Genomic DNA, 12,713 nt, shown 5'->3' with positions numbered 1-12,713 from the left:
ATGGCGCGCGCGCGGCGCAAGCGATCATCGGTTCCTGACCAATATTCGAGCGGGTAAATACGTATTTGCCGCGCTAAGCGGCAGTTCAGCCTCTGCCCCATTTCGAGTCAATTGCGTAACTCGCTGATCCCGCGTTGATTTTCGCATCGATCGACGCTGGCACGGTTTCTGCAAAGCTACAGAACGTTCTGTATCTAGCCATTTTTCCAAGGGAGAAACCCAATGACTGCTGTTGCCGCCAAAACCGCCCTGACCGGCTGCCTCGCGCCGATCGACAAAGGCGGACTCGAACAGCTGATCGCCAACGGCAAAGCCAATCCCAATGTCATCAAGACGCTGAAGTGCAAAACGGTGGCCGAGGGCAAGTTCCGCCACGCCAACTACATCCGCAACCTGCCGCCCTACATCGTCGATGAGCCGCCGGCGCTGCTCGGCGACGACACTGCGCCGAATCCGTCAGAGGCGTCATTGGCGGCGCTTGGCTCCTGCATCGCCGTCGGTCTGCACGCAAATGCCGTGCATCGTGGTTGGACCGTCAACAAACTTGAACTGCAGCTCGAAGGCGATCTCAACATCACTGCCGTCTGGGGCACCGGCGACATCAGCGAGAAGCCGGTCGGTTTCACCGATGTGCGCATCAAGGTCGATATGGAATGCGAAGGCATCGCACAGGCCGAGATCGATGCGCTGATCACCCACGTCAAGAAGTGGTCGCCCGTCGCCAACACGTTTACGCGCCCGGTCAATCTCGAAGTCTCTGCCTGAATGTGAGTTAGCGCGGCCGCAGCGATGCGGCCGCGGTCTCTCTTCCTTGCGCGTGACGGAGATCGACATGACCACGACGGCAGTGCTGCGGAAATCTGACGATATTGAAGGGGCCGGCGACACACCGTCGCTCGTCGAACGAATAGCTGCCGTCGCGCGCACCGATCTTTCACCGATCGCTTTGGAGATAGATGAAGGCACGATCTATCCGGATCGGGCGCTACGTCATCTCGGCGGTGTTGGTGCCTGGTCGGCACACGCGGATCTCGGCGAGACGATCGCGGGCATCACCACCATCGGCGAGACCTGCGGCTCCACGGCCTTCATGGCGTGGTGCCAGAACACGCTGGTCTGGTACATCCTCAACTCCGACAACGCCGCACTGAAGGCGAAGTATCTGAGCGATGCCGCGAGCGGCAAGCTGCTCGGCGGCACCGGCCTGTCCAATCCGATGAAGAGCTTCTTTGGCATCGAGAAGCTCAAGCTGAAAGGTCGCCGCACCAACGGCGGCTACATCGTGCGCGGTGCTCTGCCATGGGTATCGAATCTTGGCCCCGACCATATGTTCGGCACCATCTTTGAACTCGATGACGGCTCCGGCGAGAAGGTGATGTTCCTCGCCGACTGCGCCGACGAGAATCTCTCGCTGACGCCGTGCAAGCCGTTCCTCGCGATGGATGGCACCGGCACCTACGCCGTGCAATTTCGCGACGTCTTCATTCCAGACGATCAGGTGCTCGCGGCGCCGGCGATGCCTTTCGTGAAGAGAATTCGCGCCGGGTTCATCCTGATGCAGATGGGCATGGGCCTCGGGCTGGTGCGCGATTGCGTTGCTATCATGCATAGCGTCAAGCCGTCGCTCGCCCACGTCAATTGCTTCCTGCCGCAGCAGCCCGAGGATTTCGCCGGGCTTCTCGCGAAAATGGAGGCCGAGACGATGATGCTCGCCGCCACACCCTTTGACACGAGCAATGCCTATTGGCGCAGCGTCGTCGAACTGCGTCTGCGCGCCGGCGACGCCGCCATCGCCGCAGCCCATGCAGCGATGCTGCATTGTGGCGCGCGCGGCTATCTCAAATCGCACCGCGCCCAGCGCCGACTGCGCGAAGCCTATTTCGTGGCGATCGTCACCCCCGCCACCAAGCAGCTCAGAAAAATGCTCGCAGACAATGCGCGCGAATATCAGGGAGACCAGGGCGGGGCGTGATCCCGATCATGCAAATGATCCCGATCACGCGAACGGAAAGCGAATTGACTTAAGTCACGGCGAAACGACAGGCGATCCAGCACAAACGACTCAACAACGACGGTTCAACACAGTGGAGGCTTTCAATGGCTGAAGTTCTCATTTCCGCAGACGACCTCGTCACGTTCATGAAGTCAGAACCTTGTGTCATCATCGACACGCGCAATCCCAACGCCTATGCGGCCGGGCATATCCCCGGCGCCGTCAATCTCCATGAGATATTCACGTTCCTCGCCACCTCGACGCCGGAAGGCATGGATGAGCTGAAAAAGAAATTCGCTGCGGCCTTCGGCGGTGCCGGCCTCTCGGGCAGCGAGACTGCGGTGATCTATGAGCAGTCGATGAATTCAGGCTTCGGCCAATCCTGCCGCGGCTACTTCCTGCTGGAATTCCTCGGCTATCCCAAAATCAAGGTGCTGCATGGCGGCTTTGAAGCCTGGACCATGAAGGGCCTGCCGACCACCACGGATGTTCCGACACCCACGGCAGCGTCCTTCGCCATCAAGCCGGAAGCTGGCTCGATCCTGATCGACGCCGCGACCATGCAGGCCGCACTCGGCAATCCGTCGATCGCGATCCTTGACGTGCGCGATGTCGACGAATGGATCGGCGAGAGCTCGTCGCCCTATGGCCGGGATTTCTGCCCGCGCATGGGCCGCATTCCCGGCGCCGTCTGGATCGAGTGGTACCGCATGATGAAGCCGACACCGGAAGGCCCGCGCTTCAAGTCGAAGAACGAGATCCTTGCCGAATGCGCCACCGTTGGCATCACACCGTCGACGACAGTCTATCTCTATTGCTTCAAGGGCGCCCGGGCCTCCAACACCTTCCTCGCGCTGAAGAATGCCGGCGTCGCCGACGTCCGGATGTATTTCGGTTCGTGGAACGAATGGTCGCGCGATACGAAGTATCCAATCGAGGAAGGTTTGCCGCTGGTTGGCGAGAAGCAGGCGCAGGCGGCGTAGAACTCCAGTGTCCTCGCCCGGCCGGGCGCGCACTTGGACCGGGCGATCCAGTCAGAGTGTCAAAACAAAAGGCCCGCTCTCGCGAGCGGGCCTTTCTTTTCTCAACTCTGCCGAGCTCAGCTTAGCCCTTCAGCACATCAACCAGCGTGGTGCCGAGGCGGGCCGGAGACGGCGAGACGCGGATGCCAGCGGCTTCCATGGCTGCGATCTTCGACTGGGCATCGCCCTTGCCGCCCGAGACGATGGCGCCGGCATGGCCCATGCGGCGGCCGGGAGGGGCGGTGACGCCGCCGATGAAACCGACCATCGGCTTCTTGCGGCCGCGCTTGGCTTCGTCGCGGATGAATTGCGCCGCGTCTTCTTCTGCCGAGCCGCCGATTTCGCCGATCATGATGATCGAGGTGGTCTTGGGGTCGGCCAGGAACATCTCGAGCACGTCGATGAACTCGGTGCCCTTGACCGGGTCGCCGCCGATGCCGACTGCCGAGCTCTGGCCGAGGCCGGCCTGGGTGGTCTGGAACACGGCTTCATAGGTCAGTGTGCCGGAGCGCGACAGGATGCCGACGCTGCCGGGCTTGAAGATGTTGGCCGGCATGATGCCGATCTTCGATTCACCGGCGGTGACGACGCCCGGGCAGTTCGGCCCGATCAGGCGCGACTTGGAGCCCGACAGCGAGCGCTTCACGCGCACCATGTCGAGCACCGGAATGCCTTCGGTGATGCAGACGATCAGCGGAATCTCCGCGTCGATGGCTTCGCAGATCGCGTCTGCTGCGCCCGGCGGCGGCACATAGATCACCGACGCATCGGCGCCGGTCTTGTCGCGGGCTTCAGCCACGGTGTCGAACACCGGCAGGCCGATATGCGTCGAGCCGCCTTTGCCCGGCGAGGTGCCGCCGACCATCTTGGTGCCGTAGGCAATCGCCTGTTCGGAGTGGAAGGTGCCGTTCTTGCCGGTAAAGCCCTGGCAGATGACCTTGGTGTTCTTGTCGATCAGGACGGACATCGGCTTACTTTCCCTTCACGGCGTTGACGATCTTCTGAGCGGCGTCGTCGAGATCGTCGGCGGGCAGAACGTTGAGACCGGATTCACGGATGATCTTCTTGCCTTCCTCGACATTGGTACCTTCGAGGCGGACAACCAGTGGCACCTGAAGGCCGACAGCCTTCACTGCGGCGACAACGCCGGCAGCGATGACGTCGCATTTCATAATGCCACCGAAGATGTTGACCAGGATGCCCTTCACGTTCGGATCGGCAGTGATGATCTTGAACGCTGCGGTCACCTTCTCCTCGGAAGCGCCGCCACCGACGTCGAGGAAGTTGGCCGGGCTTTCGCCATAGAGCTTGATGATGTCGAGCGTAGCCATTGCGAGGCCGGCGCCGTTGACCATGCAGCCGATGGTGCCGTCGAGCGCGATGTAAGCGAGGTCATACTTCGATGCCTCGATTTCCTTGGCGTCTTCTTCGGTGGTGTCGCGCAGCGCGACGATTTCCGGGTGACGATACAGCGCGTTCGAGTCGAACGACATCTTGGCATCGAGGCACTTCAGCTCGCCCTGCTTGGAGATGATCAGCGGATTGATCTCCAGCATGTCCATGTCCTTGGCGATGAATGCGGTGTAGAGCTGCGACACCAGCTTCTCGGCCTGCTTGGCGAGATCGCCCTTGAGGCCCAGCGCCTGAGCCACGGTGCGGCCGTGGTGGCCCATCACGCCGGTGGCCGGATCGACCGAAAAGGTCACGATCTTGTCCGGGGTGTTGTGCGCGACTTCCTCGATGTTCATGCCGCCTTCGGTGGAAACCACGAAAGCAACGCGCGAGGTCTCACGGTCGACGAGGAGGGAGAGATAGAACTCCTTCTCGATGTCCGAGCCGTCTTCCAGATAGATCCGGTTGACCTGCTTGCCGGCCGGGCCGGTCTGTTCGGTGACGAGGGTCGCGCCGAGCATTTCCTTGACGAATTGCTTGGTCTCGTCGATCGACTTGGCGAGGCGGACGCCGCCCTTGTCGCCGGCCGATGCTTCCTTGAACTTGCCCTTGCCGCGGCCGCCGGCGTGGATCTGGCTCTTCACCACCCACAACGGACCGCCGAGCTGCTTGGCGGCAGCCTCCGCTTCCTCGGCCTTGAGGATGGGCACGCCTTTAGAAACGGGCACGCCGAATTCCTTCAGCACGGCCTTCGCCTGATATTCATGGATATTCATAAGTTGCTCCCGAACCCCGGATGGTGAACTTGGAATTCACGTCGTTTTCTTTGAACTGGCATACCGTATACCAAGCATGCTGCAAGTCAAAGCCGACGATAATTCTGCGTGACGGACGAATTGGCTGAGGGGTTCGTTGCAGTGTTTGCCAACGTCGTCAAATGCAAAACCGGCACCCAGAGGGTGCCGGTGAAGTGAGCTTGATCTTAGCTGAGCAGATCGGGTGCGATCTTCTTGCAGGCGTCCATCAGGCCGACCACCGAAGCCACCGACTTGTCGAAGCCTTCCTTGTCCTTGCCGAGGAGTTCGATCTCGACGATGCGCTCGACACCCTTCGCGCCGATGACAACGGGAACGCCGACATACATGTCCTTGACGCCGTATTCGCCGTTCAGGTGCACGGCGCAGGGCAGAACGCGCTTCTTGTCCTTGAGGTAGCTCTCGGCCATCGCGATGGCCGAGGCGGCCGGAGCGTAGAAGGCCGAACCGGTCTTGAGCAGGTTGACGATCTCGGCGCCGCCGTTGCGGGTACGGTCGACGATTTCGTCGATGCGAGCCTGCGAGGTCCAGCCCATCTTCACGAGGTCAGGCAGCGGGATGCCGGCAACGGTCGAATACTTGACCAGCGGAACCATGGTGTCGCCGTGGCCACCGAGCACGAAAGCGGTGACGTCTTCGACCGACACGTTGAATTCATCGGCCAGGAAGTAGCGAAAGCGCGCCGAGTCCAGCACGCCCGCCATGCCGACGACCTTGTTTGCTGGAAGGCCGCAGGCCTTCTGCAGCGCCCACACCATCGCGTCGAGCGGGTTGGTGATGCAGATGACAAAGGCGTTCGGGGCGTACTTCTTGATGCCTGCGCCAACCTGCTCCATCACCTTGAGGTTGATCGAGAGCAAGTCGTCGCGGCTCATGCCCGGCTTGCGCGGCACGCCGGCGGTGACGATGATGACGTCCGAACCTTCGATCGCCTCATAGGAGTTGGCGCCGGTCAGCTTGGCGTCGAAGCCGTCGACCGGTGAGGACTGCGCGAGATCGAGCGATTTGCCCTGCGGCACACCTTCCGCAATGTCGAACATCACGACGTCGCCGAGTTCTTTCAGGCCGACGAGGTGAGCAAGTGTTCCGCCGATCTGACCAGAACCAATCAATGCGATTTTGTTACGCGCCATGGGAAATCTATCCTTTAAGCCCGAAGGGGTAGGGAGGGAGCAGGAAATGCTGACAGGCTGGTTATCCCTTTCGCGGACACCGTTCAAGTCGGAGCCTGCCCAATTGTCGAGCGCCGGCCTGCAATGCAAATTATTATGAGTGAACTGGAAATTGGAATCGCTCGCGAAAGTACCGATTCCGCTTTGATATCGATCTGATCGCGCGCGTCAGGTTTCGACCAGGCCGGTGGTGGCGCCTGACGCGGTGGAATCGCTGCGGCCATGGGGCAGGGCCAGATATGTTTCTGAACCCATCTCGAACAGCCGCGACGCGGTCCGCGCGAATTCCATTGCCTCGAAACCTTCGCTGGCCTGATACAGCGCGTGCGGTTCGCCGGCCGCCGAGGCCATCAGCTTCACGGCATTGTCATAGAGCGTGTCGATGAGTGCGATGAAGCGTTTGGCGGCGTTGCGGTCGCCGTAGTCCATCATCGGAATATGTTCGATGAACAGCGTGTGATAGTCGTGCGCCAGTTTCAGGTAGTCTGACGCGCCAAGCGGCTTCTCGCAGAGGTCGCCAAATGAAAACCGGGCCACGCCCTGCGCTTCCAGGGGAACGCGCAGCGTGCGGCCCTTGATCGAGATTTCACGCGACTTTGCCGGTGCGCCGCCCGTGAGCTTTGCCCAGGCCTTGTCGAGCGCAGCCTTTGCTGCATCATCGTCCGGCACCAGCCAGCTCTTTACGCCGGCCAGCTTTTCCAATCGATAGTCTGTGCGCGAATCCAGCTTGCGCACTTCCATATGATCTTCGATCTGTTTGATGAACGGCAAAAACAGCGCGCGGTTGAGGCCGCCTTTGTAAAGATTGACGGGTTCGACATTGGACGTCGCGAAGACGACGGTGCCGAGTTCGAACAGCCGTGCGAACAGTCGGCCGAGGATCATCGCATCGGCGATGTCGGTGACGTGAAATTCGTCGAAGCAGAGGAGCCAGGCTTCCTCGAAGATCGAATTCGCCGTCAGCGCGATGACATCGCCGTCGGGCAGCTCGCCGCTCGCGATTTTCTGGCGAAAATTATAGATGCGCTCATGGGTGTCGGCCATGAACTCATGGAAATGGGCGCGACGCTTGTGCGTGACCGCGCTGGCTTCGAAGAACAGGTCCATCAGCATGGTCTTGCCGCGGCCGACCTCGCCATGGACGTAAAGACCGCGCGGCGGTTGCATATCCTTGTCGCCGAACAGGCGTCCGAAGAAGCCCTGCTTGGGCGGTGGCTTATAGGTGGCCAGCGCACCATCGAGCGCCGCGATGGCCTCGACGGCGCCGGCCTGCGCCGGGTCAGCCTCGATAGCGCCGGAGGCAACGAGGGCTTGATATTGTCCGCGGAAGGATTGAGGAGGGCTGGACGACATGGGCCCTAACGGCCCCATGCGCCCGGAAAATGCAAGATGCGAATTGGTCGAAGCGGATATGCGCTCATGCGCAGAGCGCGTAGGAATCCTCGACCAGATAAGGGCCGCCGCCCGTGGATGCCCGCGAGGAGAACAGCACGAAGCGCGAGGCGGTGAATATCTTCGTCGGGAAGTAGCCGCGCACCGAAAGATAGTCGGCGACGTCGCGGTCGCAGGAATCGCGCAGTCGGGCCAGCGTGACATGCGGCGTGAATTTGCGGCCCTCGGGCTCGAGCCCGCAGCGGCGCACCAGCCGTTCCAGTTCGGATTGCAGTTCAAGCAGCGGACGGCTCGGCTCGACCGCAGCTACGACAGCGCGGGGTTTCTTGCCGCCGAAGCTCGAAAGGCCACGCACCGCGACCTCGAAGGGCCTACGTTCCACGCGCGACATCAGATCGGCGATTTCGTTGGCGGAAACGCCGTCGATGTCGCCGATGAAGCGAAGCGTGACATGATAATTTTCGGGATCGATCCAGCGTGCGCCTGGCAGGCCGCCACGCAAATTGGCCAATGTCTGGCCGATCTCGGCTGGTATCTCCAGTCCGGCGAACAAACGCGGCATAGTCAGCTCCTCTTTGCCGGGGCGCGATTTTCGCCGAAAGGTGCTGACTACGGTGTGCTTACGCACGCCCGCACCCCTCGGCGAAAATCATGCCCGAACAAACGAGCCGGTGACGAATCACCGATGTCTTTTTTTACCCGACTTCTGTGACTCTGCGAAGCAGATGCCGCGCTCGGTGCATGAAGGTTCCGTGAAAAACCGTCATTAAGGTTGAGGCTGCCTGTTTCTCAACTGCGTTGCCCAGCGATCGTGCCGACAAATGCCTCGACGCTGGGCAGGATGTTTTTCACGACGATGTCCACGCCCTCCGCTGTCGGATGCATCGCGTCGGCCTGGTTGAGCTTGCTGTCCCCGGCGACGCCTTCGAGAAAGAACGAATAGAGCGGCACGCCAAATTGCTTGGCGAGATCCGGATAGATCGAATTGAACTTTTCCGCATAGTCGGCGCCGTAGTTCGGCGGTGCCACCATGCCGCAGAGAAGCACGGCGATGTTGCGGGCCTTCAGCCGCGTCAGAATCTCGGTGAGTGCCGCACGCGGGACCTTCGGATCGGTGCCGCGCAGCGCGTCGTTGGCGCCGAGTTCGACGATCACGCCCTGCGTCCCCTCGGGCACCGACCAGTCGAGCCGGCCGAGGCCGCCCGAGGTGGTATCCCCAGATACACCGGCATTGATCATCTCGACCTCTATCCCCTTGTCCTTCAGGGCCTTTTGTAGCCGGACCGGAAACGCGGCTGCCGCCGGCAGGCCATAACCTGCGCTCAGGGAGTCCCCCAGCACGACCAGTTTGACGGGCTTGGCCGTGCCGGTGGCGGCCGTCTGCGCCGTGGCGGTGGGGATCGGAAGTGCGACCGTCAGCCCGGCGACGACCAGCCACATAAACGTGCGCAGCAGCCCCTCGACCGCCGCAAACGAAGTGCCATATGAAGCTCGCATGGATACTTTCATTGAAGCCTCATCATCGGCCGGCGTTTCGCCGGACACCATTTCAATCTCGAACATCAACCTCTCGCTCGGCACCGGTGCCGCGCGCGTGCATATCCTCAAGGATATCAGCCTGCGCGTCGGATCGGGTGAAGCGATCGGGCTGATTGGCCCGTCGGGCTCCGGCAAGTCCACGCTGCTGATGGTGATGGCGGGGCTGGAGCGTCCTGACTCCGGTCAGGTGGTGGTCAATGGCACCTCTTTCAATGATCTCGATGAGGACGGATTGGCGCGGTTTCGCGGCCGTCATGTCGGCATTGTCTTCCAATCCTTTCACCTGATCCCGACCATGACGGCGCTGGAGAATGTCGCGGTACCGCTGGAGCTGGCGGGTCATCCCGATCCGGCCGGCCGTGCGGCGCGCGAGCTGGAAGCGGTCGGTCTCGGCGCCCGTCTGCATCACTATCCGACCCAGCTTTCTGGTGGCGAACAGCAGCGCGTCGCGCTGGCGCGCGCATTGGCGCCGGATCCTGCGATCCTGGTCGCCGACGAGCCGACTGGCAATCTCGACGAATCCACTGGCGGCCAGATCGTCGATCTCTTGTTCGCGCAGCACGCGCAGCGCGGCATGACGCTGGTGCTGGTGACCCACGACAATACGCTGGCGCATCGCTGCGACCGCGTGGTGCGATTACGTTCCGGCCGGATCGATGGTCCCGCCACCGAGCGCAACTGGGTCGAGACGGCCTGATCCGATGACCACCATCACCGAGACCATTCCTAACAGCCGAGGCCCGTCGCTGGCGTTGCGTTACGCTTTCCGCGAGATGCGCAGCGGCCTGCGCGGCTTCTACGTTTTCATCGCCTGCATCGCGCTGGGCGTCATGGCCATCGCCGGCGTCGGCTCGGTCGCGGCTAGTCTCGGCGAGGGCGTGGCGCGCGAAGGCCGTACGCTGCTCGGCGGCGACGTGGCATTCTCGCTGATGCAGCGTGAGGCCAAGCCGGAAGAACTCGCCTTCTTGCGCGCACGCGGTGCAGTGTCGGTTGCCGCAACGCTGCGCGGCATGGCGCGCGCGCCGGACGGCAATCTTGCGCTTGTTGAGATCAAGGCCGTCGATGGTAGCTATCCCTTGCTCGGCAAGGCGACCCTGGCGCCGGACATGCCGATGAGCGATCTGCTCGCCGAACGTGACGGGGCCTATGGCGCCGCGACGGATACGACATTGATGGCCCGGCTAGGCCTCAAGGTTGGTGACCGCCTCACGGTCGGTCATGCGACGTTCGAGCTTCGCAGCGAAATTTCAGCGGAGCCCGACAAGCTCGCCGGCGGTGTCGGTTTCGCGCCGCGTTTCCTCACCAGTGAGGACGCTCTGCGCGCCACCAAGCTTCTGCAGCCCGGCAGTCTGGTGCGCTGGATCTATCGTGTTCGCCTGCCGGACACCGTTTCCGGCGATCGCGCTGCCAAGGCGCTGGCCGACGATGCGCGTGCCCAATTGCCGCAAGCCGGCTGGGAAATCCGTTCGCGCGACAACGCGTCGCCGCAGCTTGAGCGCACCATCACGCGATTCACCCAGTTCCTGACATTGGTCGGCCTCGCGTCCCTGCTGGTCGGCGGCGTCGGCGTCGCCAATGCCGTGAAGAGCCATATCGATCGCCGCCGCGATGTCATCGCGTCGTTGAAAGCGCTTGGCGCGACCGGCCGCGACGTATTCGCGATCTACCTCACCCAGGTACTGGTGCTGGCGGTGATCGGCTCGCTGATCGGCATGGTGGTCGGTGCGTCCCTGCCGTTTGCCATTGTCGGACTGTTCGGCAAGCTGCTGCCGCTGCCGGTGGTGCCGGCGCTTCATCTGGGCGAGCTGGCGCTGTCGTTGCTGTACGGGCTGCTGACGGCGCTGGCTTTTGGGCTGTGGCCCTTGGCCCGGGTGCATGATGTCCCGGTCGCGGCGCTGTTTCGTGATGCGGCATTGACGGAATCGCACCGGCCGAAGCTGCGCTACATGCTCTGGATGGCACTCGTGGTCGGGCTGCTGATCGCGGTGGTGGTCGGACTCGCTTACGACAAACGCGTCGCTGCCGTATTTGTGGTGTCGTCGATGGTCGTGTTCGCCCTGCTGCGCGGTATCGCCGGCGCATTGATGGCTTTTGCGCGCAAATTACCGCGGCCGAGCATGACCATGCTGCGGCTGGCTATTGCCAATATCTACCGGCCGGGCGCGCTGACGCCGTCGGTGGTGATGTCGCTCGGACTTGGCCTGACGGTGCTGGTGACCGTCACCCAGATCGACGGCAATCTGCGCCGGCAGTTCATGGCGGCGCTGCCGGAGAAGGCGCCGTCGTTCTATTTCATCGACATTCCCTCCACCGAGGCAGACCGCTTCAGCGCGTTTCTCAGGGAGAAGCAGCCGCAGTCGACAGTCGAGGATGTGCCGATGCTGCGCGGCCGGATCGTCGCCGCGCGCGGCGTCAAGGCGGAAGACCTCAAACCGTCATCCGATGCCGAATGGGTGCTGCAGAGCGACCGCGGCCTCAGTTACACCAACGAGGTTCCGCGCGGGTCCAAGCTGGTCGAGGGCGAATGGTGGGCGCCCGACTATAGCGGGCCGCCACTGGTGTCGTTCGAGAAGAAGCTGGCCGACGGGCTCGCGCTCAAACTCGGCGACGAGGTCACCGTCAACGTGCTCGGCCGCGATATCACCGCCAGGATCGGCAATATGCGGTCCGTCGACTGGCAGAGCCTCGGCATCAATTTCGTGCTGGTGTTCTCGCCCAATACCTTCCGCGGTGCGCCGCATACCCATATTGCCACGCTGACCGAACTGAAGTCCGATCCGTCCCAGGACGCCGGTCTGGTCAAGGCGGTGGCCGACGCATTCCCGATGATCACCACCGTGCGGGTCCGGGAAGCGCTCGACACTGTGGGATCGGTTGTCACAAATCTCGTGCTGGCGATCCGCGGTACCAGCGCGGTGACGCTGCTCTCGGCGATCCTGGTGCTCGGTGGCGCGCTGGCCGCCGGTCACCGGCATCGCGTCTATGACGCCGTGATCCTCAAGACCCTCGGCGCCACGCGTGCGCGGCTTCTGGGTGCCTATGCACTCGAATATCTGATGATCGGCCTGGCCACGGCGGTGTTTGGGGTCATCGCCGGCTCGGTGGCGGCGTGGCTGATCGTCACGCGCCTGATGACGCTGAGCTTCGTCTGGCAGGCTGGCAGCGCGGCTGGCGTCGTGCTGGCGGCGCTAATTGTCACAGTGGGCCTGGGCCTGGTGGGTACGTTGGTAGCCTTGAACCAGAAGCCAGCCACCGTGTTACGGAATTTGTGATCCGTTTTGACACGAAGCAGCCTTTGCGCGGGCTGATTCGTGCAAAATGACTGAGAAATCGCCAAGCTTGCGTCAGGCTGAAAGTTTACCCGGTTGCCTGAATGTAAATCGGAGCG

Annotated in this window: 11 protein-coding genes; 5 read left to right on the top strand and 6 right to left on the bottom strand. The window is 62.3% G+C overall.

The annotated features are described in order from the left end of the window. The first annotated feature begins 222 nt into the window (after positions 1-222). From AB8A50_RS20770 to AB8A50_RS20760, 3 genes are all read left to right on the top strand, one after another. A complete protein-coding gene (locus tag AB8A50_RS20770) occupies positions 223-765 on the top strand; it encodes an OsmC family protein (protein ID WP_184512455.1) in 543 nt (180 codons plus the stop codon). A 67-nt stretch (positions 766-832) separates the two neighbouring features. After that, entirely contained in the window at positions 833-1,972 is a 1,140-nt protein-coding gene (locus AB8A50_RS20765; RefSeq protein WP_439078778.1) for an acyl-CoA dehydrogenase family protein, read from the top strand. A gap of 125 nt (positions 1,973-2,097) precedes the next feature. Continuing rightward, positions 2,098-2,976 (top strand): sulfurtransferase, encoded by an 879-nt coding sequence (locus AB8A50_RS20760; protein WP_439078777.1) that lies wholly within the window; start codon positions 2,098-2,100, stop codon positions 2,974-2,976. Positions 2,977-3,097: 121 nt separating this feature from the next. On the opposite strand, the gene sucD is transcribed toward AB8A50_RS20760, so the two are convergent. The 6 genes from sucD to AB8A50_RS20730 all read right to left on the bottom strand — a co-directional run bounded on the left by sucD (position 3,098) and on the right by AB8A50_RS20730 (position 9,283). Further along, positions 3,098-3,982, bottom strand: coding sequence for a succinate--CoA ligase subunit alpha (gene sucD, locus AB8A50_RS20755; RefSeq protein ID WP_371426037.1), 885 nt, complete (start codon positions 3,980-3,982; stop codon positions 3,098-3,100). A 4-nt stretch (positions 3,983-3,986) separates the two neighbouring features. After that, a complete protein-coding gene (sucC, locus tag AB8A50_RS20750) occupies positions 3,987-5,183 on the bottom strand; it encodes an ADP-forming succinate--CoA ligase subunit beta (RefSeq protein ID WP_089263274.1) in 1,197 nt (398 codons plus the stop codon). A gap of 206 nt (positions 5,184-5,389) precedes the next feature. Beyond that, positions 5,390-6,355: a malate dehydrogenase gene (gene mdh / locus AB8A50_RS20745; protein WP_439078776.1), complete on the bottom strand. Its 966-nt coding sequence runs from the start codon at positions 6,353-6,355 to the stop codon at positions 5,390-5,392. Positions 6,356-6,562: 207 nt separating this feature from the next. Beyond that, positions 6,563-7,747 carry a cell division protein ZapE gene (gene zapE, locus AB8A50_RS20740; protein ID WP_439078775.1) on the bottom strand — a complete coding sequence of 395 codons (1,185 nt, stop codon included), beginning with the start codon at positions 7,745-7,747 and terminating at the stop codon, positions 6,563-6,565. Positions 7,748-7,811: 64 nt separating this feature from the next. Continuing rightward, complete coding sequence (gene thpR / locus AB8A50_RS20735) at positions 7,812-8,348, bottom strand: RNA 2',3'-cyclic phosphodiesterase (protein ID WP_089263280.1); 537 nt, start codon at positions 8,346-8,348, stop codon at positions 7,812-7,814. A gap of 227 nt (positions 8,349-8,575) precedes the next feature. Beyond that, positions 8,576-9,283: an arylesterase gene (locus AB8A50_RS20730; protein WP_439078774.1), complete on the bottom strand. Its 708-nt coding sequence runs from the start codon at positions 9,281-9,283 to the stop codon at positions 8,576-8,578. On the opposite strand from AB8A50_RS20730, the gene AB8A50_RS20725 reads away from it, so the two are divergent. Both AB8A50_RS20725 and AB8A50_RS20720 read left to right on the top strand, forming a co-directional pair. Beyond that, positions 9,282-10,022: an ABC transporter ATP-binding protein gene (locus AB8A50_RS20725; RefSeq protein WP_089263284.1), complete on the top strand. Its 741-nt coding sequence runs from the start codon at positions 9,282-9,284 to the stop codon at positions 10,020-10,022. The genes AB8A50_RS20730 and AB8A50_RS20725 overlap by 2 nt on opposite strands. Positions 10,023-10,026: 4 nt before the next feature. After that, entirely contained in the window at positions 10,027-12,597 is a 2,571-nt protein-coding gene (locus AB8A50_RS20720; protein WP_439078773.1) for an ABC transporter permease, read from the top strand. The last annotated feature ends 116 nt before the right edge of the window (positions 12,598-12,713 follow it).

The organism is Tardiphaga sp. 841_E9_N1_2 (assembly GCF_051811065.1).
Classification (GTDB): domain Bacteria; phylum Pseudomonadota; class Alphaproteobacteria; order Rhizobiales; family Xanthobacteraceae; genus Tardiphaga; species Tardiphaga robiniae.
Note: the sequence above shows the minus strand (reverse complement) of the source record. Positions and strands in the feature narration are given on the sequence as shown.

Bases quoted from the DNA above. Each gene is read 5' to 3' on its own strand.
- AB8A50_RS20770 (WP_184512455.1), top strand. From the start codon at position 223: ATGACTGCTGTTGCCGCCAAAACCGCCCTGACCGGCTGCCTCGCGCCG.
- AB8A50_RS20765 (WP_439078778.1), top strand. From the start codon at position 833: ATGACCACGACGGCAGTGCTGCGGAAATCTGACGATATTGAAGGGGCC.
- AB8A50_RS20760 (WP_439078777.1), top strand. From the start codon at position 2,098: ATGGCTGAAGTTCTCATTTCCGCAGACGACCTCGTCACGTTCATGAAG.
- sucD (WP_371426037.1), bottom strand. From the start codon at position 3,982: ATGTCCGTCCTGATCGACAAGAACACCAAGGTCATCTGCCAGGGCTTT.
- sucC (WP_089263274.1), bottom strand. From the start codon at position 5,183: ATGAATATCCATGAATATCAGGCGAAGGCCGTGCTGAAGGAATTCGGC.
- mdh (WP_439078776.1), bottom strand. From the start codon at position 6,355: ATGGCGCGTAACAAAATCGCATTGATTGGTTCTGGTCAGATCGGCGGA.
- zapE (WP_439078775.1), bottom strand. From the start codon at position 7,747: ATGTCGTCCAGCCCTCCTCAATCCTTCCGCGGACAATATCAAGCCCTC.
- thpR (WP_089263280.1), bottom strand. From the start codon at position 8,348: ATGCCGCGTTTGTTCGCCGGACTGGAGATACCAGCCGAGATCGGCCAG.
- AB8A50_RS20725 (WP_089263284.1), top strand. From the start codon at position 9,282: ATGGATACTTTCATTGAAGCCTCATCATCGGCCGGCGTTTCGCCGGAC.
- AB8A50_RS20730 (WP_439078774.1), bottom strand. From the start codon at position 9,283: ATGCGAGCTTCATATGGCACTTCGTTTGCGGCGGTCGAGGGGCTGCTG.
- AB8A50_RS20720 (WP_439078773.1), top strand. From the start codon at position 10,027: ATGACCACCATCACCGAGACCATTCCTAACAGCCGAGGCCCGTCGCTG.